Below are 26,098 nucleotides of genomic sequence, written 5' to 3'. Positions count from 1 at the left end.
ATGATTAAAATTACCGAAGATTCTATAATAAAACACCTTGGAAATAAAAACTATACTTTTGAGATATTTGACAAAATAGATTCAACAAATTTATACGCAAGAAATATTATTTCTTCTGATGCCAACAATAAAGTAATTATTGCGAATATGCAGACAAACGGAAGAGGGAGAATGGGGAGATTTTTTTATTCTCCCTCTGATAACGGAATTTATATGAGCGTTATTTTAAAAGTTTCAAAGCCATATTCGGAACTTGAACTTTTTACTATTGCCATTGCATCAATTACCCACATGGCAATTAAAAAAACAGCAGGGATAAACTGTGGAATAAAATGGGTTAATGACATATTTTTGGGTAATAAAAAGATATGCGGAATATTATGCGAAAGTATTCATTCAACTGATAAGAAAAATGTCGAATATATTATTGCAGGAATAGGCATAAATGTATATAATGATAATGTTTTTCCTGACGATTTAAAGGATATTGCCGGGGCAATAAACAACAAAAGTATAGACAGAAATGAAATAATAGCCGAAATTTTAAAGGAGATAGACGGATTAACCACACATTTTGATTTATCTTCATATCTTGACTATTACAAAGAGAATTCAATTATTATAAATAAATCTATAACTTTTTTAAAAGACAACAAAGAGCATAGAGGAAAAGTTATAGATATTAATAATAAAGGTAATCTTATAGTAATAACGGATAGTGGGGAAAAATTAGTGCTAAACTCGGGAGAAATCCGTATAGATATAAATAATGTCAAAGACCAATAACCTGATAAAATCTGCACTATTTGTTGGAATAATAATTATAAGTGCTTTTATAAAAATACCTGTCGGCCCTGTGCCGATTGCATTAACTTTTTTTTCAGTTAATACAATTTCTCTTATAACTGATACAAAAATTGCATTTTTATCTGTTCTATCCTATATTCTTATAGGTCTTTTAGGCTTACCAGTTTTCTCGTTTGGCGGTGGAGCGGGGTATATACTTACTCATTCTTTTGGCTATTTATTAGGTTTCTTAATAGTTCCTGTTATTTCAGGAGCTCTTAAGAAAAAAACATTTTTCAAAAGTAACCTTTACTTAAAATATATCCTAATCAGTATTATAAATATATTTTGTATATATTTAGTAGGCAGTGTGTATGCATATTTTTTATCACTGATATATTTTGATACTAAGGTTGAAATCTTTAATATTTTGTATTTTTATGTACTGATATTTATTCCCGGAGATGCATTTTCAATATTTGTGTCATCATATATCGCAAAAAGGCTTAAAAATGTAAAATAAGGTTGATTTTTAGAAGAAAATGTAGCATAATATATATAATATACAATTTATAGAGGAGAGATACATAAAATGGAAATTACAATTAAAAAAACAACTTCGCCAAAGGCTAAACCTGATCAGTCAAATTTAGGCTTTGGTAAAATATTTACAGACCATATGTTTATTATGGATTATGAAGAAGGCAAAGGCTGGTTTGATGCAAGAATAGTTCCTTATGAAAATATTTCATTAGCACCTTCTGCCATGGTATTCCATTACGGTCAGGAAATGTTTGAAGGTTTAAAAGCATATAAAGGAAAAGATGGACAAACAAGACTTTTTAGACCTGAAATGAATGCAAAAAGAACTAATGAGTCTAACAAAAGATTATGTATTCCAAATCTTCCTGAAGAATACTTTGTCGAAGCAGTTAAGGCTATTGTTAAAATTGATGAAGACTGGATTCCAACTGAGCCTGGCACATCATTGTATATAAGACCTTTTATTATTGCAACTGATGAATTCTTAGGCGTTGCACCATCTAAAACATATAAATTTATAATAATCCTTTCTCCAAGCGGTGCTTACTATGCAAGTGGCCTTGCTCCTGTGGGAATATGGATTGAAGATGAATATGTAAGAGCAGTAAAAGGCGGTATGGGCTTTGCAAAAACAGGTGGTAACTATGCTGCATCGCTAATTGGTCAGGTTAAGGCTCATGATGACGGTTATTCTCAGGTATTATGGTTAGACGGTGTTCATAGAAAATATGTTGAAGAAGTTGGAGCAATGAACATCTTCTTTAAAATTAATGGTAAGATAGTAACTCCTATGCTTAACGGAAGTATTCTTCCTGGTATAACAAGAAATTCTGTTATTCACCTATGTAAAGAATGGGGATATGAAGTAGAAGAAAGACAAGTATCTGTTGATGAACTGCTTGAAGCACAAAAATCTGGTGCATTGGAAGAAGTTTTCGGCACAGGTACTGCTGCAGTTATTTCTCCTGTTGGAAAATTAAGATATTGCGATGATATTATGACAATTAATGGCGGAGAAATCGGTCCTGTCAGCCAGAAAATTTATGACACTGTTACAGGTATCCAGAACGGTACAGTTGAAGATAAGTTCGGTTGGATAACTTTTGTAAAATAATAAATTGGAGGATGGGGAAATATGTCCAGTCAATTAAAGTTTAAAAGAAGTCTTTTTGGTATAAAGAAAAAGCAGGTTGTAGAATACATAGAATCTATTTCTCAGAATATCGATGATAAACTTTTTAAAAAAGACGCAGAACTTGCAACTCTTAAAAAAGATATTGAAATTCTTAAAATGGAAAAAGCAGCACTGCAAAAAGAAATAGATGACTTTGGCGAAGAAAAAAAGAAGATTTCTGATGTTTTCTTAAAAGCCGAAGAAACTGCGCGTGAAATGATTGATAAGGCAACTAAGAATGCCGAAGAAATTTTATCTGATGCAGAAAATAAGGTTAAAGAATCTTTTGTTAAAATGGAAGAAGAACAAAAACAGTTAACCAGTGAATTTAACGAAAAAATAACTGCCAAAAAGAATGAACTAAACAGTTATAAAAATGAAATAACATTCTTAAGAGAAAAAATTAGAGTAACTTTAAATAAGTTTGATGAAATTCTTGCAAATTCTTCCAAGTAGTAAGAAATATTATAAAAATGATTAAAGGATTTTGCAAAGGAATGTAAAATCCTTTTTTAACTAAAAGTTTTTATAAAGGGAGAAAATTAATGAAAAAAATAGATATTCATGCTCATGTTTCAATGTGGCAGGGAGCACCGATGAAAAAGGGTGTCAATTTTATTACAGCACCTGAACTTAAAGAAAGTTATGAAAAAATCGGTGTTGATAAGGGCTTTATTATGCCTCTTTTAAGTCCCGAATGCAGGTTTAATATCCAGACTAATGAAGAGATGGAATATATCTCTAAAACGAATCCTGAGTCTTTTTTCTGGTTATGTAATATTGACCCGAGAATGGGCGATAACAATGAAAAAACTGATTTTTCATATTATCTTAACTATTACAAACAAAAGGGCGCTGTCGGCTTAGGCGAACTTGTTGCTAATATGTATATAGATGACCCTATGATGGAAAACCTTTTATACCACTGCGGCGAATGTGATATGCCTGTTATTATACATATAGCACCAAAAACAGGAGGTAATTACGGAATAGTTGACGACCTTGGCCTTTACCGTATAGAAAAAATGCTTAAAAAATATCCTAAACTTAAAATTGTGGGCCATTCTCAATGTTTCTGGAGTGAAATAGGCACTAATGTTAATAACGAAAACAGAGACGGTTATGTTACAGGTAAAATTATTGAGGGCAGAGTTGCAAAACTTTTAAGAGAATGTCCTAATCTTTATTGTGATTTATCTGCAGGCAGTGGCTTTAATGCATTAACCAGAGACCTTGATTATACCTATAAATTTATTGAAGAATTTTCTGACCGTTTAATGTTTGGAACAGATATAGTATTTGCAAATCAGCAGTTGCCTTTATCAAAATGGTTGGATGATTCATTTAATGACGGATATATCAGTGAAGAAAATTATAAGAAAATCTGCAGAGAAAATGCAATAAGAATTTTTAATTTAAATCTAAAATAAGAAAGAAGGAAAAAATATGATTAAAAGAGTTATATCATTACTGCTTGTATTATCAATTATATGTGTTCCTGTTATGGCAAATGTTACTTTTTCTGATTTAGACAGTACTCATTGGGGATATATGGTAGTAAATAAATTGGTAAACGACGGAACTGTTAAAGGTTATGAAGACGGAAGTTTTAAACCTTCAAATCTTGTTACACGCGCCGAATTTGTAAAAATGATGGGAATAGGACCCGAAGTAACTTCTAAAGAGTATTCAGATGTTCCAAACACTCATTGGGGTTATGATTATATTATGACATCCGGTTTTGAAACTGATGATGTAAACTTCTATCCAAGTAAACCTATTACCCGTGGCGAAGCGATTGAACTTTTATGGAAAAGACAAGGCTCTAAAAAAGATATGACTGCACCATATGCAATTTATTCTCAGTACCCTAAAAACCCTGACGCAGTTAAATGGGCGTATAATTATAAAATTATGATGGGGGATGACGGAGTTAATTTAAGACTTTCTGATAATATCTCAAGAGTTGAAGCAGCAGCACTCATTGTAAGAACAAGAGAAACTGATTATTCTTTATCCAATATTTCATATATAGATAATGTATCAGATGATTTATTAAAGGCAATTTTTGATAGTTTTGTACTTTTTAATCTTGAAACAGAATATAGCGCTAATCAAAAAATAACAAACGGCGAACTTTCGAAAGCAGCATTAAGAATTGCATCATATGAAAATAATATAACTTATACTAATTTTGAAACTGATTTATCATTTAGCCACGCTTATTCCAAAGATGTGTCAATTATTGCATCCAAAGTTTTAGGGGATAAATATGCAACAGAAGAATTTGCAGATAAAAACGCAGTTATGGAAGATATGGTTGCAATGCTTACTTATGCAGTTTTACATCTTAATTTAGTAGATGTTAGCAATTTATCAAAAGATAATTATTATTCTGATGTTGAAAAGGATATATCTGAAAATAAAAACAAATATCTTACTTATGCATTTTTAAACGGAATACAGGTAAATTCAAACGGTACACTTGATGCAAAAAAAGAAGTAACATATAAAGATTTAGCATTTGTTTTACTTCAGTTTGATTCGCTTTTAGGAACACAAAGAGTGTACTCAACTTTAAAAAATGCAGACGGAAGCAATGTTATTTATACTGCAAAACTTAATAAAAATACAGCAACATATCCATCTAATAAATCTGATTTTGCTTGTATTATAGAGGGAATAGATAATAAAATTTATGAAAAACCTTTTGAATATAAATCAACTGTTAATTATGTATTCTCTTTTGCACGTGATTTTTCATCTAAATTTATTTATGTGCTTACAGGTTTAGCTGATACAATAAAAAGCCAGTATAATGTAGACAGTGAACTTCTTGTTTATCCAAATCTTATTTGGAATTCAAGCAAAGGTTTCTCTGTAAGACTAAAATGTAAGATATTAAGCGTTCCAAACGATAATATAAATATTAAAGAAATGTTCGGCGATATGCTTGTAACAGATATAGACGGTAACCTTAAAGAAGGTATGGAAATATTTATCGAAACAACTATTCCTATAAAAGCCTTATTATAAAATTTGTTGTAAAAAAACCCGAAATGGTAAACATTTCGGGTTTTTTAAATCTAAGATAAAATAAATAAAGAATTTGGATATATATTATATCCGTTTTCATTTTTTTCGATTTTTCCTAAGGAAAATTCTATATTTTCTTTTTCACAATTTATAGTAACTGTATTATCGCTTAAGTTAATACCGCATAAAAGATTACCTCTTTTAAAAGAATAAAAACCTTTCTCTTTATAAAACAAACTAAAATCAGAAGTTAAATCTTTTTTATTCTTCTTTCTTACATTAGATAACTCTTTAAAATAGGAGAGAAGTTCAAAATCTTCTTTACCATATGGATATGTCTTTCTGCAGTATGGGTCGGAAAATCCGTCAAGCCCTACTTCATCTCCATAGTATACCGATGGAATTCCAGGAAGAGTAAACTGTAAAAATGTTGCAAAAATTAGTTTGTTTTTACCGTTTGTATATTCTTCTTCGGATAAAATGTATTTACTGTAATCTTCCTTTTTAACTTCTTCGTTAACTCCAAGATAGTTTATCGCTCTAAATGTATCGTGAGTGGATAAACTGTTCATAAGAGAGTTAACAACACATGGTGGATAATTTTCAATTATTGAATAAATTCTTTCGTTAAAAAGGTTTTCATCTTTAAATTTTACAAATTCTAAAATGGCAGTTCTCCAAGGGTAATTCATAACACTGTCCATCTGACCGCCTAAAAGATATCTTCTTCTTTTACCGTAAGCGAATTTGTTTGTTGCATCCTCCCACACTTCGCCTATAATAAAGGAATTTTTATTGTTATTTTTTGAAGTTTTATACAAATTGTCAATAAATTCATCAGGTAACTCATCTGCAACATCCAGTCTCCAGCCTGAACATCCCATGTTCTGCCAGTGTTCTATAACTCCATCTTTACCTGTAATATATTCTGTATATTTAGGGTTGTTTTCATTAACATTAGGTAGGTTTGAAAACCCCCACCAACTTTCATAAACATCAGGATATTCTATAAAACTATACCAGTCATAATAAGGAGAATCAGGGGAATTATATGCCCCTAACGAGTCGTAGTTTCCATATTTATTAAAGTAAATACTGTCAGCGCCTGTATGGCTGAAAACTCCGTCTAAAATAACTTTTATATCTCTTTTTGCACATTCCTTACACAAAAGGGAAAAGTCTTCATTTGTCCCGAAATACGGGTCAATGTTAAAATAATTGCCTGTACTGTATCTGTGATATTCAGGACTTTCAAATACAGGGTTAAGATAAATGATATCTATACCAAGTTCTTTAATATAATCAAGTTTTTCTATTATACCCAGTATATTTCCGCCAAAGTAATCATTTGCCTTATAGTCTGGTGTGTCATAAATAAATTCAGGAATTTCATCCCACTCTTTATGCATTTTTCTTTCGTTTTTGGACTTTTTAGGCCTAAATTTTTCGCTTTTTGCAAACCTGTCAGGAAAAATCTGATACATTGTTGCACCCTTAACCCAGGAAGGTGTATCAAAGTCTTTATCAAAAACTGTAAGTTGCCATTCAGGAAGCCATTCACCGATTGTTGAAATGTTATCTTTTATTCCTACAAATTTTACCAAGCCATTATCTCTTATTTCAAAATGATAAAAATAAAGGTTGGAAATATCAAACTTTGCTTTGCAGTAAAATCTGTTGTAATTGTCATAACTTAAGATTTTGTCCATATAAATATATATAGACTCATTACTGTTGTCTTCATGGTATACAAGATAGACTTCCGAAGAAGGTACAGTGTTTAATATATCTATATTAAATTCAACATATTCATCTGTTTTAACACCACCAAAAGGGTGTTTATATATCTTATTTCGTGAATTATAAATTACTTCTTGCATATATTACCTCCAAATATGTTAAGAATACTATGTTTAAAAAATCTTGTCAAGAAAATTAAATTTATATTTTTATTAAAAAATAGTGTACAAATATAAAAAACTGTGATATAATGATAAAAAAAATGCATAACTTGATATATTTTTTGGACATTTTGTATAAGAAAGTTGGTTTTCAAATGAATGAATTTGCAAATGAAAAGAATAAATTAGCCGAGTATCTTTTCCATGAAGGAACTAATTATAAATCATACGAATACTTAGGCGCTCATATGAAAGACGACTTATGCATTTTCAGAGTGTGGGCTCCTAATGCAAAAGAAGTTTATGTTTCAGGCTCATTTAATAACTGGGATAAATACCAGTACAGAGCATACCGAATAACACAGGGCGGAATTTTTGAATGTGTTATAAAAGGTGTTAAAGAGTTTGACAGTTATAAATATCTTATAGTTACAGAAGATAAAGGGGAGTTTTATAAGGCTGACCCATACGGTTTCCACTGTGAAACAAGACCTGGCACTGCATCTAAAGTGTATGATACAGACAATTTTAAATGGAGTGATAATACCTGGATGGAAAACAGGGTTGCCCCTTATAACAAGCCTGTTAATATCTATGAAGTGCATATCGGTTCATGGAAGAAATATAAAGATGGAAATCCTTACAGTTACTTAAAAATTGCAGAAGAACTTATTCCGTATGTTAAAGAAATGGGCTATACACATGTAGAACTTATGCCTCTATCAGAATATCCTTACGATAAATCATGGGGATATCAGGTTACAGGATACTATGCACCAACATCGCGTTATGGAACTCCAAAAGAATTTATGGAATTTGTTAATCTTTGCCATAAAAACAACATTGGTGTTATTTTAGACTGGGTACCTGCTCATTTCCCAAAAGATGCTCATGGTCTTTATGAGTTTGACGGAAGTTATCTTTATGAATATGCCGATGAATTTAAAAGAGAACATCCGGACTGGGGAACAAGAATTTTTGACTATGGAAAAAATGAAGTTAACTGCTTTTTAATTTCCAATGCATGTTTCTGGTTTGATAAATACCATATTGACGGTTTAAGAGTTGACGCTGTTGCATCCATGCTTTATTTAGACTATGGAAGAAAACACGGAATGTGGAGACCTAATAAATACGGTGGCAACGGTAATATGGAAGCCAAAGAGTTCTTACAGAAATTAAATACACGAGTATTTGAAGAATTCAAAGGCGTTATGATGATAGCAGAAGAATCTACAGCGTGGCCTATGGTTACTTACCCTGTGTCTGACGGTGGGCTTGGATTTAACTATAAATGGAATATGGGCTGGATGAATGATTCACTGCTATACATTAAACAGGATCCGTTTATGAGAAAAGGTGTACATAACAACTTAACCTTTTCATTAACCTACGCTTTTTCTGAAAACTTTGTTTTACCTCTTTCACACGACGAAGTTGTTCACGGAAAGCAATCGCTCATTTCCAAAATGCCTGGCGACTATGAAGATAAGTTCGCTAACTTAAGAGCATATTACGGTTATATGTATGCACACCCTGGTAAAAAACTTCTGTTTATGGGCAGTGAATTCGGTCAGTTTATAGAGTGGAACGAAGAGAAAGAACTTGACTGGACGCTTTTGGGCTTTGATAAACACAAAGAATTAAATACCTTTGTTAAAGATTTAAATAATGTTTATATAAATAAAACACCGTTCTGGGAACTTGATAATACATGGGACGGATTTGACTGGGCAGCACTTGATGATGACAATAATAATATAATATCCTTCTTCCGTTATGATAAAGAGGGAAATGCAGTGCTTTGTGTATGTAATTTCTCAGGTGTTACTCATAAAGATTATAAAATCGGAGTTCCAAAAAGCGGAGTATATGATGAGATATTTTCTTCTGACAGTTCTCTTTACGGGGGCAAAGGTATCTCAAATGGTAAAGTAAATGCTAAAAAAGGAAAAATGCATGGCAGAGACTACTATATTTCCATTAGCATCCCTGCTTTTTCAACAACATATTTTTATAAAAAAAATTATAAGAAAAATAAATGACCGGAGGTAATTTAATATGGCTAAAAAGAAAGAAATGATTGCCATGCTTTTAGCAGGCGGTCAGGGAAACAGACTGTATGTTTTAACTAACCAACGTGCAAAACCCGCAGTTCCGTTTGGTGGTAAGTACAGAATTGTTGATTTTACACTTTCAAATTGCACAAATTCAGGTATAGATACCGTCGGGGTACTTACCCAATATCGTCCTTTGGAACTTAACTCGTATATCGGGAACGGTCAGCCATGGGATCTTGACAGAATGAACGGTGGTGTTTATATCTTACCTCCTTACACAGGAAGTTCTGCTTCCTGGTATAAAGGTACAGCGAATGCAATCTATCAAAATATTAATTTTATAGAGCAGTATGATCCTGAATATGTTCTTATACTTTCAGGCGACCATGTATATAAAATGGACTATTCAAAAATGCTTAGTTATCATAAAGAAAAGGGTGCTGACGCAACAATTGCAGTTATGGATGTGCCTATTGAACAGGCTTCAAGTTTCGGTATTATGAATACTAATGATGACCTTTCCATAAGAGAATTTGAAGAAAAACCAAAAGTGCCTAAATCTAATAAAGCATCAATGGGTATCTACATATTCAAGTGGGAAAAATTAAGAGAATACCTTATCCGTGATGAAGAAAAAGGCGAAAATACATCTAATGACTTTGGTAAGGATATAATTCCTGCAATGCTTAATGATAACCAGAAGATGTTTGCATATCCGTTTGAAGGTTACTGGAAAGATGTTGGTACAATAGATAATCTTTGGGAAGCCAATATGGACTTACTTAACCCAAGTATTGCTATAAATATATGGGATCCACTTTGGAGAATTTATTGCAGACATGATGTTACAACACCTCATTATATCGATGATAATGCAAATATCGTAAATTCTATGGTAACAGAAGGGTGTTATGTTAACGGTAAACTTAATTATTCTATACTATTCTCAGATGTAACCGTTGAAAAGGATGCCGATGTTGAATACTCTGTTGTAATGCGTAATACAAAAATAGGCAAAGATGCAGTTGTTAAATATGCTATTATTGCAGATGATGTTGTTATAGAAGATGGCGCAGTTATCGGAGCAGCCCCTGAAGAGTTTAAAAATCCTGAAAAATGGGGAGTAGCAGTTATAGGTCAGGGTGCAGTTGTTAAATCAGGTCAGGTTGTTTTACCTGGCGAAATGATTGCACCAAATCAGGGAAGAGAATAGGAGGAAAGTAATATGAATGCTTTTAGTATATTATTTTCAGACAATTACGGATACGAAACTGAAAGAGTAAATGAACTTGCGAGTAACCGTGCTATTGCATCTATTCCGTTTGGCGGAAGATACAGAGTAATAGATTTCGTTTTATCTGCATTGGTTGGTGCAGGTGTGCATAATATAGGGCTTGTTACAAAAAATAAATACGCTTCTCTTATGGACCACGTAGGCGGAGGTAAAGACTGGGATCTTAACAGAAAAAACGGCGGACTAAAATTCCTTACTCCGTTTTCAGAAAACAGCAGTACAGGTGTTGTTACAAATAAAATTGAAGCGTTAAACAGCGTTATGCACTATATTGAGAGTGCACTTCCTGAATATTGTATCCTTAGTGACTCAAATATTATTATGAATATTGACCTTAAAGATTTTATGAAATTCCATGAGGATAAAAAATCTGATATAACTTTTGCATATTACAAGAGTGGGGCAGGGCAGGAAAACGAACTTGAAGTTTCACTTGATGAAAACTCAAAACTTATTGATACTATGTATCACAGTAAAAATGTTCCTGAAAATGTTAATATTCAGTTAAATATTGTAATAATCAAGAAAGATTTGCTTATTTCTTTAATTGAAAAAGGTATCACTTACGGCTGGTATTCATTAAAGAAAAATGTTATTGCTCACAGTTTTAATGAATATAACATTTACGGTTATAAAGTTGACGGATATGTTTCTTCCATTAACTCATTAGAAGATTTCTATAAAACCAATATGGACTTACTTAATAAAGATGTAAGAATGGAACTTTTCCACGGAAAAAATCATATTCTTACAAGAATTAAAGATTCTGTTCCTACAATGTATGGCGATAAAGCAAAAGTTGTTAATTCACTTGTTGCAGACGGAGCAAAAATTGAAGGAACAATTGAAAATTGTATAGTGTTCCGTGATGTAATAGTTAAAGAAGGCGCAGTTGTTAAAAATTCTATTATAATGCAGGGAACAATTATTGAAAAAGATGCAAATCTTAACTGTGTTATAACAGATGTTGGTGTTAAAGTTACCGAAGGAAAACTTCTTTCAGGAACAGAAAAAATGCCATTTATGATAAATAAAGGTAAAACTGTATAGTAAAAATTGTTCAATATTCACATATGCAATCTATTAAATTTATGTTATAATATAAAAAAATGTATAGCCTTTGCAATATGCAAAGGCTATATGTAAGAATGGAAGGATAAAATATGAAAATTCTTTTCGCAGCGTCTGAGGCCGCTCCTTTTGTAAAAGTCGGAGGGCTTGGAGATGTTATGGGTGGTTTACCCAAAGAACTAAACCAAAAGGGTATTGATGCAAGAGTTATATTACCTTTATATTCTGCCATCAAGCCTGAAATGAGAAACAAATTAGAGTACATTACAAATATTAATGTAAGCAACAGTTGGAGAAACAATTATTGCGGAATATTTAAATGTGAAGTTGATGGAGTTATTTATTATTTTATAGATAATGAGCAGTATTTCCATCGTGAAAAAGTTTACGGAGCATATGATGACGGAGAAATTTTTGCATTCTTTTCACGTGCAGTTTTAGAAGTTCTTCCGATTATCGATTTTATTCCGGATATTATTAACGCGAATGACTGGCATACTGCAATGATTCCTGTTTATCTTAACGCTTATTACAGATTAAGAGACGAATATAAGAATATAAAAACTGTTCTGTCAATTCATAATATTGAATTCCAGGGTAAGTTTGACCCTTATATATTAGGTCAGTTATTTGGTTTAGATTTATGCCATAAATCTGTTCTTATGTATGACGGTGATATAAATATATTAAAAGCAGGTATTGAATCTGCCGACCTTGTTTCTACCGTAAGTAATAATTATGCGGAAGAAATTTTAAGAGAAGAACACTCATTTGGTCTTCATCATATATTAAATGCAAGAAGAGATAAACTAAGAGGAATTATAAACGGTATTGATACTAATGTATTTAATCCAGATAATGATGAATTTATAAAAACAAAATATAATTATTCTAAAATCAGGAATAAAAGATATAACAAGTTAGATCTTCAAAAGAGTATGGCTCTATCAACAGATGAGGATGTTCCTGTTATTGCTATGGTTACAAGACTTACCAAGCAAAAAGGGCTTGACTTATTCTATCCTGTTATGGACGAAATTGCCAACCTGCCTATGCAGCTTTTAATTTTGGGCACAGGTGCAGAAGAATATGAAAATATGCTAAGAGGTTGGGAACACAGAAGACATGATAAGATTAGAAGTATAATTAAATTCTCAGCGTCTATGGCATCAAAACTTTATGCCGGAGCAGACTTGTTCTTAATGCCTTCAAAATCTGAACCATGTGGATTATCTCAGTTAATAGCAATGAGATATGGTACAATTCCTATCGTTCATACAGTTGGCGGGCTTAAAGATACTGTTGAGCCTTATAACCCTGTAACAAAGGAAGGATGCGGTATAACATTCCAAAGTTACAACAGTTACGATATGCTTGACGCTATCAAAAGAGGTATTGAACTTTATTACGATAAAGAAAACTTTAAAACAGTTAGAAAAAATGCTATGGCAAAAGATGTCAGCTGGAATTATCCTGCTGAACAATATATAAAAATGTATAAAGAATTAGTATAATAGGAGTTAAAAATGAACATTACAGCAAAAGATTTTAAAGAAAGAATTGAAAAATATATAAAAATTAATTTTGGTTGCGACTTATCAGGAGCAGGTAAAAGACAGGTGTATCAGGCTGTTCTTGGGGTTACCAATGAAATACTTGCAGAAAAGAGATATAATTTTACTAAAAAAGCAAGAGAACAGGAAGCAAAACAAGTATATTATATGTCTATGGAGTTTTTAGTTGGTACATCTCTTAGAAATAACCTTTGGAATTTAGGCATTGAAGAAGAAATCAGAAAAATGCTTAAAAAGGAAAATTTTGATATAGAAGAACTTTACGAAATGGAACCTGATGCAGGTCTTGGTAACGGTGGTCTTGGTCGTCTTGCATCCTGTTATATGGATTCTCTTACAAGTTTAGGTTATAAAGCGACAGGTTTTTCAATTAAATATGATTTTGGTATTTTTAAACAGGTTATTGTTGACGGATGGCAGACAGAATTCCCTGATGATTGGCTGGATCTTGGCGGTCACTGGTTAGTTCCAAGAAAAGATGAATCTGTTGAAGTTAAATTCTTTGGAGATATCAACGAAATCTGGACAGAAAATGGTTTAAAAACAGAGCATGTAAACTATGTGCCTATAACTGCAACTCCATATGATTTATTTATCTCAGGATACGATACAGAGGCAGTTAATACACTAAGATTATGGGGCGCAAACTCTAAACAGGGATTTGATATGGACTTATTCGCACAGGGCGAACATCATAAAGCAAGTGAAAAAGAAGATATTGCAAGTTCAATTTCAAAAGTATTATATCCTGCTGATGACCATTATAATGGTAAATCACTAAGAGTTAAGCAACAGTATTTCTTTGTAAGTGCTTCTATGCAACAGATTACAAGAAAGCATTTTGAAAAATATAATACACTTGATAATCTTCATGAAAAAGTTATAATCCATATTAACGATACTCATCCGTCTTTATGTGTTCCTGAACTTATGAGAATTCTTATGGATGATTATGGTTACCTTTGGGATAAAGCATGGGATATAACCTGTAAAACATTAGCATATACAAACCATACTGTTATGAGCGAAGCTTTAGAAAAATGGCCAATAGATTTAATAAAATCTCACCTGCCAAGAATTTATTCTATTGTTGAAGAAATTAACAGAAGATTCTGCAATATGATTTATGAAAATCACTCAGAATTTGCAGGGGAAATCAACAATATGTCTATTATCGCTGACGGAGTTGTCAAAATGGCAAATCTTTGTATGGCATGTTGCTTTAATGTTAACGGTGTATCAAAATTACACTCAGAAATATTAAAACAGGATACATTCTCATCGTTTCATAAAATTTTCCCTGATAAACTTACCAATGTTACAAATGGTATTGCCCACAGAAGATGGCTATGTCAGGCAAACCCTCTTTTAACTGAACTGTTAGAAGAAAAGATTGGCGATGTTTATAAGAAAGATTTATCTAAAATTGCAGACTTTAATAAATTTATTGATGATAAAGAAGTTTTGGATAAACTTTGTGATATTAAATATAAAAACAAACAAAGACTTGCAGATTATATTTTAAAAACAAACGGAATTACTGTTAACTGTGATTCAATATTTGATATTCAGGTTAAAAGACTTCATGAGTATAAACGTCAGCTTCTTAATGTGCTTCATATTATATATATGTATCGCAAGATTAAGTTTGAAGGTTTAAGACCTCAGCCTAAAACATATATCTTTGCTGCCAAAGCATCAAAAGGGTATTATATGGCAAAAGATATTATCCGTTTAATATGTGCTTTATCTGATATGATAGAAAAAGACCCTGAAGTTAGAGATTATATGAAGGTTGTATTTATAGCAGATTACAGAGTTTCACTTGCTGAAATTATTATTCCTGCTGCAGATATAAGCGAACAGATTTCTCAGGCAGGAAAAGAAGCATCTGGTACAGGTAATATGAAACTTATGATTAACGGTGCAGTTACATTAGGTACAATGGACGGTGCAAATGTTGAAATTTACGAATCTGTCGGAGAAGATAATATCTTTATCTTCGGTTTAAGAGCAGATGAAGTTGAAAATCTATACAGAAACGGTTATAACCCAAGATATTATTATGATAATGACAAAGATATCCGTGATGTATTAGAATTTATCAAAAACGGAGTAAATGGTAAGAATTTTGACAATATTTATAATAATCTTATCAACTCAGATCCGTTTATGTGCCTTGCAGACTTCAAAGCATACTGCGATATTCATAATGAAGTTGACAAAGCATATGCAGATAAATATAAATTTGCTAAAATGTCTTTGAAAAATATTGCAAACGCAGGTCTTTTTGCCGCAGACAGAAGTGTATCCGAATATGCAAAAGATATCTGGAACATTAAACCTGTTGTATAATTTATTTATATAAAATTTAATAAAAATTTCAGTATACCAACACATACAGAGAAACTGTTAGTGTTGGTATACAAGCATATTTAGGAGAAGTTATGGAAAGAAAAAGTGGGGTTTTAATGCATATTACATCTCTTTTTGGCGATTATTCATCAGGAAGTTTTGGTAAATGTGCAAAAGAATTTATTGATTTTTTAAAAAAGTGTAAATTCTCGTACTGGCAGGTTCTTCCGTTCCTTATGGCAGACGGATTTAATTCGCCATATCAGTCATATTCGGCATTTTCTTCAAATCCGTATTTTATTGACCTTGATATTCTTTTTGAAAAAGGGCTTATAACAAAGGATGAACTATTATCTAATAAACAAACTCAACCATACAGTACAGAGTATGAAATACTTTGGGAAAAAAGATTTGATTTGCTAAGTAAAGCATCAAAAAGAGTTATTGATAAAACAAAAATTAATGATTTTATAAGTTCAAGAGAGCATATAGAAAATTTTTGTATCTTTATGGCAAAAAAAGAAGCCAACGATAATAAATCATGGCACGAATGGGAAAATGATTTATATAGCGAAGAAACGCTCTTTATGTGGAAATTTATCCAGTATGAATTTATAAGTCAGTGGAAAGAAATTAAAAAATATGCAAATGATAACGGAATAAAAATAATTGGAGATATTCCTATTTATGTATCGTATGACAGTTCTGATGTATGGGCTAATAAAGACGAGTTTCTTCTTGATGAAGATAATTTGCCTGTATGTGTTGCAGGTGTTCCGCCTGATTATTTCTCACAGGACGGGCAACTTTGGGGTAACCCCCTATATAACTGGGATAAAATGAAGAAAAACGGTTATAAATGGTGGATAGACCGTATGTCTTTTATGGCAGAACTTTTTGATGGTGTGCGTATTGACCATTTTAGAGGCTTAGAATCTTTCTGGGCTGTTCCTTATGGAAGTAAAACAGCAAAGAACGGGGAATGGAAAAAAGGGCCTGGAATGGATTTAATAAATAAACTTAACGAAAAATTTTCTGATAAACTCATCATTGCAGAAGACCTTGGAGAAATTACTCCCGAAGTTATTAAATTAGTTGAAGACAGTGGTTATCCCGGTATCAGAGTATTCCAGTTTGGTTTTCTTGGAGATGACGACAATCCTCATATGCCTCATAACTATATAAACAACTCAGTAGTATATACAGGTACTCATGATAATAATACACTGCTTGGATATATGTGGGAACTTCCTATGGATAATAAAAAAAGAATGCTTGAATATTGTAATTACATATCATCCGACTGGGAAGGCGGGTATGACAGTATTTTAAGAAGCATTTTTGCAAGTAATGCAGGTATAGTAATTTTACCTATTCAAGACTTATTAGGCTACGGGGGAGATACCAGAATGAATGTTCCGGGCCGTGCAGATGGTAACTGGAGATTCAGAATAACAAAAGAACAACTTAATTCCATAGATATCAGTAAATTCAAAAGATTAAATGAATTATATAAAAGATAATAACCTCACGAAATTCTAACAAACTATGGGTTACACACTTTAAAATTAACCAATCTCAAAGATATGAATAATAAGTGATATTGTGAGACAGGTCTCACAGTGATATTTTGCCTGTGGGCAAAGTGATATTGAAACTTGCAGTTTCAGTGATATTATATTCGCCTCCAAAACTGTCCGAAGGACAATATCACGATGCGTAGCATCATATCACTACAAAGTAATATAACTCGCCTTTGGCGAATATAACTGAGGCACCTTCCTTAAGGAGGGTGCCTCTATGCAAGGTTTTTTTATTGTGGAATTATGATTTCTTGCCCTATATATAAATTAGAGCCGATATTATTTACAGTTTTAATTTCATTTATAAATTTTCTTGTATCAACATTTTTTACATTATATTCCTGAGCAATTTCCCATAGAGTATCTCCGCTTGCCACATAATAGGTAATATATTCGTTAGTTGTTTTGGAATAAACTTTTCCTAAATTAAATACTGATACACATAATAAAGATACCAATGTGAACATTACAAGCAAAAATACTATAAATCTGAATTTGTTTTTTATTACTATTTTTTTCATTTATATCATCCTTTCTTATGAACATTTGTTCGACTGTTATTTGTATTATAAATCGAACAAATGTTTTTGTCAACACTTTTTTCGAACATTTGTTTGACTTTTTTATTTTTTTGTGTTAAAATACAGGTAAATCAACATTTGCGAGGTGTTTATTTATGGAAAATTTAACAAGAAAACAAAAAGAAGTATTTGAATATATAAAAAATTATATTGATAATAATGGTTATCCACCGTCAGTAAGAGATATTTGCACAGGGGTTAATTTAAGTTCTCCATCATCTGTTCACGCACATATCAATTCGCTTGTGGAAATGGGATATCTTAAAAAAGACACTCTTAAGAAAAGAGCATTGACTATATCAGAAGAATATAAAGATGAAGAATCTTACTCAGGAAGTGAAAACGGAGTTGACTACCTTGAAGTTCCTGTTATCGGTCAGGTTGCAGCAGGACAGCCTATTCTTGCAGTAGAAAACATTGAAAGAACATTTCCTTTACCTATGGACTTTGCAAAAAACAAAGATGTATTTATGCTAAGAGTAAAAGGGGACAGTATGATAAATAAAGGAATCTTTGACGGAGATTATGTTATAGTAAGAAGAGAAGATACTGCTTCAAACGGAGATATTATTGTTGCACTTGTTGATGACAGTGCAACGGTTAAAACATTTTATAAAGAAAACGGTTATTTCAGACTTCAGCCTGAAAATGATTCTATGTCTCCGATTATAGTTGATGAATTAAGGGTTTTAGGTAAAGTTGTAGGCTTATACAGAATGATGTAATAAGTTATTTAATATATTTGGTATTTTTTACATTTTATTATTGAATATAGATACAGTATATGCTATAATACTGTAAAGGACTGGGCTGATAATTTTAGCAGAGTCAAAAAATAGAAGGGGGAGTTTAAAATGAAAGCTATTATTAACGGAAAAATCATTTTAAAAGACAGGGTTTTAGAAAACCATGCATTGCTTTATTCCGATGTTATCGAAGGAATAATTCCGGTTGACAATATTCCTTGCGGAGTAGATATAATTGATGCAAATGGCGGTTATGTTTCTCCGGGATTTATAGATATACATATTCACGGTTATCTTGGCAAAGACGTATGCGACGGCGAAGAAGAAAGTATCCGTACTATTTCAAATGGTATTATTGCCAACGGTGTTACAGGATATCTTCCAACCACAATGACAGTTGATATGAAGGTTATAAAAAAATCTCTTCAGGTATTAAGAGACCTTAAAGAAGAGAGTAAAACCTGGGAAGGCAGTGAAATTTTAGGTTGCCATGCCGAAGGGCCTTTTATCAGCGAATCTAAAAAAGGCGCTCAGGACCCTAAATATATATTAAAGCCTGACGCAGATTTTGTTAAAGAATATTCTGACATTATTAAAATTCTTTCATTTGCTCCAGAAGAAGATTCTAATGATTTTGAAGCAATAAGAAGAATAAATAAAGAAACTGATGTTGTTATGTCAATGGGGCATACTTCTGCAGATTATGATACTGCAATGGCAAGTGTTTCCTGTGGTGTTAAACATGTTACACACTTATTTAACGCTATGACTCCTCTTGCTCATCGTGCTCCTGGAGTTGTTACAGCAGCGCTTAACAGTGATGTTTCTTGCGAACTTATAGTTGACACATTCCATGTATCTCCTGCTTTATATGATATGTTATATAAACTTAAAGGCAGAAAACTTTGTTTTATAACTGACTGTTTACCTGCAGGTGGTCTTCCATACGGAGAATATACTCTTGGCGGAAATAAAATAATTTATCGTGATATTGTTTGCCGCCTTGAAGACGGAACAGTTGCAGGAAGTGTTCTTAAACTTAACAAAGGTGTATGGAATGTTTACACAAATTCTACAATTCCTCTATGGGAATGTGTAAACTGTGCATCATTAAACCCTGCCAATGCAATCGGAGTAGGGGATAAAAAAGGCTCTTTAGAAGTTGGAAAAGATGCTGATATAGTTATTTTAACAAACGAATTTGATGTAATAAAAACTATTAAAAAAGGAGATATAAAATATGAATCTTAAAGTTAATGCGAAATTAGACCCTCAGTTTACACCATTATCTTTAGTAATTAAAGAAATGCGTGAAGCAACAAAAGAAAACGGACAGGACATTATAATTGCCATTGAAAGAAACAAAGGATATACTGTTACCTATAAAACCAGAGTGTTTAAAGATGGTACAGGTCATGACGACGAAAACTTTGATTTTGTTGAAAGAATGGTTAAATCTCTTTTATGGGTTGCCGGTGGTTATAAAATTTATATCGCAGGCAGTGAACTTATCGGTAACAAAATTAAAGAAGCATATACAGACGGTGGGCTTAGAGATTTCGATGTTCACTTTATGGAAAGAATATATGAAAATCCTTTTGAAGTTATTGTATGTTCATTAGAAAATGCTCCTGAAGAAAAATCAGCAGCAGCACCTATCGGAAGACATTTAGAAGGCTGCAGAATCGGTTTTGATGCAGGTGGAAGTGACAGAAAAGTTAGTGCTGTTATCGATGGCGAAAGCGTATATTCAGAAGAAGTTGTTTGGTTCCCTAAAATCACTTCTGACCCTGATTATCACTACCAAGGAATTTTAGACGCTATGAAAACTGCAGCATCTCATATGCCAAGAGTTGATGCTATCGGTGTTTCAAGTGCTGGTGTTTATGTTGATAACAGAATCATGGTTGCATCATTATTCCTAAAAGTAAGCGATGAAGACTTTGATAAAAAAGTTAAAAATATGTATATAGACGTTGCTAAAGAAATTGGCGAAAATATTCCGATAGAAGTAGCAAATGACGGGGACGTTACTGCTCTTGCAGGTGCTATGGACTTAAATGATAACGCAGTTTTAGGTGTTGCTATGGGAACATCTGAAGCAGGTGGTTATGTTGACCCTCAGGGAAATATCACAGGCTGGTTAAACGAACTTGCTTTCGTACCTGTTGATGCTTGCAAAAATGCTATGGTTGACGAATGGTCAGGCGATTATGGTTGTGGCGTTAAATATTTCTCTCAGGACGGTGTTATTAAACTTGCACCATATGCAGGAATTGAACTTGATGAAAATCTTTCACCTGCAGAAAAATTAAAAGTTGTTCAGGGTCTTATGAAAGACGGAGACGAAAGAGCAGCTGCTATTTATGATACAATCGGTGCATACTTCGGATATGCTATTGCTTTCTACTCTGAATTCTATGATATTAAACATGTTCTTATCATGGGTAGAGTTACATCAGGCGAAGGCGGAACAATTCTTTTAGAAAGAGCACAGGAAGTTTTAGATAAAGAATTCCCAGAACTTGCTAAAAAGGTTCAGCTTCACATTCCTGATGAAAGTTCAAGAAGAGTTGGTCAGTCTGTTGCTGCAGCAAGTCTTCCAGAAATTAAATAATTTATACATAAAAAAAGGTTTTGCGTAATGAACGCAAAACCTTTTTTATATTTAATCTATAACTTTATATCCTTGTGCTTCAACTGTCTCTTTTAATTTGTTAAAAGGTATTTCTTCTGTCATTTTAACTATTGCAGATGAATTTTCGTGGCTTACTATCGCTTCTGAAACTGCACTTAGTTCTTCTAATACTTTTTTAACTCTTGCTTCACAATGCTTACACATCATACCTTCAATTTTCATTGTAACTTCCATAATTTTTTTCTCCTTATTATTAAACTTAATATTATTTATTCTAAGAGCATTTGTAACCACAAATAAACTTGATATACTCATGGCGAAAGCACCGAACATAGGCGTTAATTTTAAGCCATATAACGGTATAAATACACCTGCTGCAAGGGGAATTCCTATAATGTTATAGATAAATGCCCAGAATAAATTTTCATATATGGTTTTTAATGTTTTTCTGCTTAATTTTATAAGTTTAGGTATATTTTTAAGGCTTGAATCAATAAGCACAACATCCGAAGTATTTATAGCAACATCTGTACCTTGTCCAACTGCAATTCCGACATCGGCAGTTGCAAGGGCAGGGGCATCGTTAATTCCATCGCCCACCATAGCAGTTTTAGACTTACTCATCAATTTCTTTATAATCTGTGCTTTTTCATCAGGTAAAACATCGGATATAACATCATCGGCATTAACTATATTTTTAATCGCTTGTGCAGTTTTTAAATTATCTCCTGTAAGAATTATTGTCTTAATTCCCATATTCCTTAATTCTTCTATTGCACTTATGCTTTCATCTTTTACTGTGTCCATAACAGCGATAACACCTAAAAATTCGTTATCTTTAGTAAAGAATAATGGTGTTTTTCCACTTATAGACAGTTTATCTGTTATTTCTAAAATTTCATTATTTAAACTTGTAAACTGAGAAATATACTTTGCGTTTCCTCCACGGATAATACTACTGTTTATAACTGCTTTAAGTCCGTTTCCAGGATGTATTTTAAAATCAGAAGTTAAAAGGGGAGTAATGCCATAATCTTGCCCCTTTTTTATTATTGCCTTTGCAAGAGGATGTTCGCTCTTTATTTCAAGTGAATATGCATAACTTAAAAGTTCGTTATCGGTTATATTAAATGGAATAATATCTGTAACTTCAGGTTTTCCTTTGGTAATTGTTCCTGTTTTATCAAGCGCAACAGTTTTTATCTTTCCTGTATATTCGAGTGCCTGAGCGTTTTTAAACAGTATTCCATGCTTTGCACCCACTCCGTTTCCAACCATAACTGCAACAGGTGTTGCAAGACCCAAAGCACACGGACAACTTATAACAAGCACTGAAATTGCTCTGGCAAGTGAAAAACCAATATCTTTATTTAATATATACCATATGGTAAAAGTAATAACAGAAATTAAAATAACTATAGGAACAAAAATTCCTGATACCTTATCTGCCACCTTGGCAATAGGAGGTTTTGAATTTGAAGCCTCGGTTACTCTTTTTATAATCTTAAAAAATAATGTGTCTTCTCCTGTTTTTTTCGCCTCACATTTTAAATATCCCGATTCATTATAAGTAGACTGTGAAACACTATCTCCTTTTTCTTTATCAACCGGTATACTTTCGCCTGTTAACATTGATTCGTTAACTGATGCACTTCCTTCTATTACAATTCCGTCAGCAGGAATTATTCCTCCTGGTTTAACAATAAAAATATCTCCTACTACAATGTCTTTTGCATCTATTTTAGTTTCCTTACCGTCTCTTATAACAATAGCAGTTTTTGGGGCAAGTTTTATAAGAGAATTTATTGCATCTGTTGTTTTCTTTTTAGACTTTGATTCAAGCATTTTTCCGAAAGTTATAAGAACTAAAATCATAGCAGCCGATTCAAAATATAATTCGTGAAGTTGATGAGATGCCAAATTTATATTACCTTCAACGTATAAATCAGTCATATAAAATACAACTGCTACACTGTATATAAATGATGCAAATGAACCAAGTGAGACAAGAGAGTCCATATTTGGTGATTTATTCACTATTCCTTTATATCCGTTTATAAAAAACTTTTTATTTATAATCATTATAATCAATGATAAAAGCATTTGTATTATTGCAACGGATAAAGGGTTTTTATCTAAATATCGTGGAAGAGGAAAGGAGAACATTGTGTACCCCATTGAAATATACATAAGAACAAGAAGTATTAAAATAGACGGTATTATATTGTTCTTTGATTCGATGTTTTCTTCTTTTTTTAGGGTATCTTTAAATTTTATGCCATAACCTGCTTTTTCAACAGCATATAGTATTTCTTCGTCGCTAAAACTTCCTGAAACTTTCATAGTATTTGTAAGAAGATTTACCGAACATTCTTTAACATTTTCTAACTTTTTAACTTCCTTTTCAACTCTTACAGAACAAGCAGCGCAACTCATTCCTGTAACAATATATTCTTTCATATAAATCACCTTTAATTTTTAAGTACAACTAAATAAATTGTATAACCCTCAGTATATTTTGTCAATACGAATTTATTTGTAACAATATATTAAAATACTTGAAAATATTGTATCTGTATTATATAATAAATACATAAAGATAACCTGAATACTTGATATTTCATAATAGATATAAATATTTATTATGAAAGAAGTTGAAGATAACGGGATTTCAAAGAGGCATCTCCTTGAGGGGATGCCTTTAAAAAGGAAGAACATATATTTTTTAAACACTACTTTTTATATTTACTGAATATATCATAATAAGAATCTCAAAATAATACTAATATTATTTAAAACAAGGAATTTTAAAAAATGTTTAAATTAAAATCAGATTATTCTCCCTGCGGAGACCAACCACAAGCGATAGAAACGCTTGTTAACAGCATAAAAAATAATAATAAATTTCAGACACTTTTAGGTGTAACAGGTTCAGGAAAAACTTATACAATGGCTAAAATAATTGAAAAGGTAAATAAACCTACATTGGTTTTAGCGCATAATAAAACACTTGCTGCGCAGTTATGCAGTGAATTTAAGTCTTTTTTCCCTGAAAATGCTGTTGAATATTTTGTATCTTATTATGATTATTATCAGCCCGAAGCATATATAGCAAATACTGACACTTATATTGAAAAAGACTCATCTATAAATGATGAAATTGATAAATTAAGACACTCTGCAACAATTTCGCTTTTTGAAAGAAAGGATGTTATAATAGTTGCATCTGTTTCTTGCATTTATGGGTTAGGAGATCCTGAAGATTATACAGATCTTGTAGTATCATTAAGACCTGGTATGGTTAAAGACAGGGATGAAATATTAAAAAAATTAGTAGAAATTCAATATGAAAGAAACGATTATGATTTTTCAAGAGGGAAGTTCAGAGTAAAAGGGGATACTTTAGATGTATTTCCTGCCAATACAAATGAAAATATAATGAGAATAGAGTTCTTTGGAGATGAAATAGAAAAAATATTATCTGTTGACCCTCTTACAGGCGAAATTTTAGGCGAATTAACTCATGCTGCAATTTTCCCTGCATCTCATTATGTTACATCGAGTGAAAAAATGAAAAGGGCAATAAAAACCATAGAGCAGGAACTTGAAGATAGAATAAGATACTTTGAAAAAGAAGGAATGCTTTTAGAAGCACAAAGAATAGCACAAAGAACAAACTATGACCTTGAAATGCTCGGGCAGATAGGATTTTGCCAGGGCATTGAAAACTATTCAAGACATATAAGCGGAAGAGAAGCAGGAAGTTGCCCTTATACTCTTATGGACTATTTTCCTGATGATTTTTTACTTTTTGTAGACGAATCTCATGTTACATTGCCTCAGGTAAGAGGAATGTATGCAGGAGACAGGGCAAGGAAAGACTCTCTTGTACAGTATGGCTTTAGATTACCTTCTGCATATGATAACCGTCCTCTTAACTTTGACGAATTTATGAGTAAGATAAATCAGGCAGTTTTTGTATCTGCAACACCCGGAAAACTTGAATATGAATTATCAAGTGTAACTGCCGAACAGGTTATAAGACCGACAGGGCTGTTAGACCCTGTAATAGAAGTTGTACCGACAAAAGGGCAGATTGATCATTTGCAGTCTGAAATACGAAAGACTATTGATTCAGGAAACCGTGTGCTTATAACTACACTTACCAAAAGAATGGCAGAAGATTTAACCGACTTTTACTTAAAGTCAGGAATAAAGGTAAGGTATCTTCATTCGGATATTGATACAATAGAAAGAATGGAAATTATAAGAGATTTAAGACTGGGCGAATTTGATGTTTTAATCGGCATAAATTTATTAAGAGAAGGTCTTGATATTCCTGAAGTATCGCTTATTGCTATCCTTGATGCAGATAAAGAGGGATTTTTGCGTTCAGAAACATCCCTTATCCAGACAATAGGCCGTGCAGCAAGGAATGTATCAGGCAAGGTAATTATGTATGCCGACAGAATTACCGACTCTATGAGTAATGCTATTAACGAAACCAACAGAAGAAGAAAAATTCAGGATAAATATAACAAATCAAATAATATTACTCCGAAATCAGTATCAAAATCTATTAAAGAAATAATCGAAATAACTAAACCAATTAAAGAAAATATCAATAAAAAGTCTAAAAAAGATATTACCTTAACCATTCAGGAATTAACTGAAATGATGATGGATGCTGCAAAAAATTTAGATTTTGAAACTGCTGCCAAATTAAGAGATAAAATAGAAGAACTTAAAAAATAAG

At 32.2% G+C, this 26,098-nt stretch carries 19 protein-coding genes; 16 read left to right on the top strand and 3 right to left on the bottom strand.

Annotated features, from left to right (window positions below):
* The 6 genes from IKZ35_03895 to IKZ35_03870 all read left to right on the top strand — a co-directional run bounded on the left by IKZ35_03895 (position 1) and on the right by IKZ35_03870 (position 5,539).
* Complete coding sequence (locus tag IKZ35_03895; GenBank protein ID MBR4893105.1) at positions 1-786, top strand: biotin--[acetyl-CoA-carboxylase] ligase; 786 nt, start codon at positions 1-3, stop codon at positions 784-786.
* Positions 770-1,309 (top strand): biotin transporter BioY, encoded by a 540-nt coding sequence (locus IKZ35_03890; protein MBR4893104.1) that lies wholly within the window; start codon positions 770-772, stop codon positions 1,307-1,309. Before IKZ35_03895 ends, IKZ35_03890 begins: the two co-directional genes overlap by 17 nt.
* Positions 1,310-1,378: 69 nt before the next feature.
* Positions 1,379-2,443, top strand: coding sequence for a branched-chain amino acid aminotransferase (locus tag IKZ35_03885; GenBank protein ID MBR4893103.1), 1,065 nt, complete (start codon positions 1,379-1,381; stop codon positions 2,441-2,443).
* A 21-nt stretch (positions 2,444-2,464) separates the two neighbouring features.
* Entirely contained in the window at positions 2,465-2,959 is a 495-nt protein-coding gene (locus IKZ35_03880; protein MBR4893102.1) for a DivIVA domain-containing protein, read from the top strand.
* Positions 2,960-3,048: 89 nt separating this feature from the next.
* The gene (locus tag IKZ35_03875; GenBank protein ID MBR4893101.1) at positions 3,049-3,933 is read left to right on the top strand and encodes an amidohydrolase family protein; all 885 of its coding nucleotides are present in this window, start codon (positions 3,049-3,051) and stop codon (positions 3,931-3,933) included.
* Positions 3,934-3,949: 16 nt separating this feature from the next.
* Positions 3,950-5,539, top strand: coding sequence for an S-layer homology domain-containing protein (locus IKZ35_03870; protein ID MBR4893100.1), 1,590 nt, complete (start codon positions 3,950-3,952; stop codon positions 5,537-5,539).
* A gap of 50 nt (positions 5,540-5,589) precedes the next feature.
* On the opposite strand, the gene IKZ35_03865 is transcribed toward IKZ35_03870, so the two are convergent.
* The gene (locus IKZ35_03865) at positions 5,590-7,419 is read right to left on the bottom strand and encodes a glycoside hydrolase family 13 protein (protein MBR4893099.1); all 1,830 of its coding nucleotides are present in this window, start codon (positions 7,417-7,419) and stop codon (positions 5,590-5,592) included.
* 176 nt (positions 7,420-7,595) lie between these two features.
* On the opposite strand from IKZ35_03865, the gene glgB reads away from it, so the two are divergent.
* The 6 genes from glgB (at position 7,596) to malQ (ending at position 17,317) form a co-directional block, all read left to right on the top strand.
* Positions 7,596-9,485, top strand: coding sequence for a 1,4-alpha-glucan branching protein GlgB (gene glgB / locus IKZ35_03860; protein ID MBR4893098.1), 1,890 nt, complete (start codon positions 7,596-7,598; stop codon positions 9,483-9,485).
* 16 nt (positions 9,486-9,501) lie between these two features.
* Positions 9,502-10,713, top strand: a complete 1,212-nt coding sequence (locus IKZ35_03855; protein MBR4893097.1) for a glucose-1-phosphate adenylyltransferase — start codon at positions 9,502-9,504, stop codon at positions 10,711-10,713.
* Between the two features lie 12 nt (positions 10,714-10,725).
* On the top strand, positions 10,726-11,844 hold the full coding sequence (gene glgD / locus IKZ35_03850) for a glucose-1-phosphate adenylyltransferase subunit GlgD (GenBank protein ID MBR4893096.1): 1,119 nt from the start codon (positions 10,726-10,728) through the stop codon (positions 11,842-11,844).
* A 113-nt stretch (positions 11,845-11,957) separates the two neighbouring features.
* A complete protein-coding gene (gene glgA / locus IKZ35_03845) occupies positions 11,958-13,379 on the top strand; it encodes a glycogen synthase GlgA (GenBank protein ID MBR4893095.1) in 1,422 nt (473 codons plus the stop codon).
* A gap of 18 nt (positions 13,380-13,397) precedes the next feature.
* Positions 13,398-15,794, top strand: a complete 2,397-nt coding sequence (locus IKZ35_03840; GenBank protein MBR4893094.1) for a glycogen/starch/alpha-glucan phosphorylase — start codon at positions 13,398-13,400, stop codon at positions 15,792-15,794.
* A 92-nt stretch (positions 15,795-15,886) separates the two neighbouring features.
* Positions 15,887-17,317 (top strand): 4-alpha-glucanotransferase, encoded by a 1,431-nt coding sequence (gene malQ / locus IKZ35_03835; GenBank protein MBR4893093.1) that lies wholly within the window; start codon positions 15,887-15,889, stop codon positions 17,315-17,317.
* Between the two features lie 290 nt (positions 17,318-17,607).
* Here malQ and IKZ35_03830 read toward each other — a convergent pair whose 3' ends face one another.
* Positions 17,608-17,898 (bottom strand): LysM peptidoglycan-binding domain-containing protein, encoded by a 291-nt coding sequence (locus IKZ35_03830; protein MBR4893092.1) that lies wholly within the window; start codon positions 17,896-17,898, stop codon positions 17,608-17,610.
* 155 nt (positions 17,899-18,053) lie between these two features.
* On the opposite strand from IKZ35_03830, the gene lexA reads away from it, so the two are divergent.
* From lexA to IKZ35_03815, 3 genes are all read left to right on the top strand, one after another.
* Entirely contained in the window at positions 18,054-18,683 is a 630-nt protein-coding gene (gene lexA, locus IKZ35_03825; protein MBR4893091.1) for a transcriptional repressor LexA, read from the top strand.
* 129 nt (positions 18,684-18,812) lie between these two features.
* Positions 18,813-19,955, top strand: coding sequence for an N-acetylglucosamine-6-phosphate deacetylase (nagA, locus tag IKZ35_03820; GenBank protein MBR4893090.1), 1,143 nt, complete (start codon positions 18,813-18,815; stop codon positions 19,953-19,955).
* The gene (locus IKZ35_03815; protein ID MBR4893089.1) at positions 19,945-21,321 is read left to right on the top strand and encodes an ROK family protein; all 1,377 of its coding nucleotides are present in this window, start codon (positions 19,945-19,947) and stop codon (positions 21,319-21,321) included. Before nagA ends, IKZ35_03815 begins: the two co-directional genes overlap by 11 nt.
* A 51-nt stretch (positions 21,322-21,372) precedes the next feature.
* Here IKZ35_03815 and cadA read toward each other — a convergent pair whose 3' ends face one another.
* A complete protein-coding gene (gene cadA / locus IKZ35_03810) occupies positions 21,373-23,802 on the bottom strand; it encodes a cadmium-translocating P-type ATPase (GenBank protein ID MBR4893088.1) in 2,430 nt (809 codons plus the stop codon).
* Positions 23,803-24,156: 354 nt separating this feature from the next.
* Here cadA and uvrB point away from each other — a divergent pair, with 354 nt between their 5' ends.
* Positions 24,157-26,097, top strand: a complete 1,941-nt coding sequence (gene uvrB / locus IKZ35_03805; protein ID MBR4893087.1) for an excinuclease ABC subunit UvrB — start codon at positions 24,157-24,159, stop codon at positions 26,095-26,097.
* Position 26,098 lies beyond the last annotated feature (1 nt).

Source organism: Clostridia bacterium (assembly GCA_017554615.1).
In the GTDB taxonomy this organism is placed as follows: domain Bacteria; phylum Bacillota; class Clostridia; order UMGS1840; family HGM11507; genus SIG450.
This window is presented reverse-complemented; position numbering and strand designations above follow the sequence as displayed.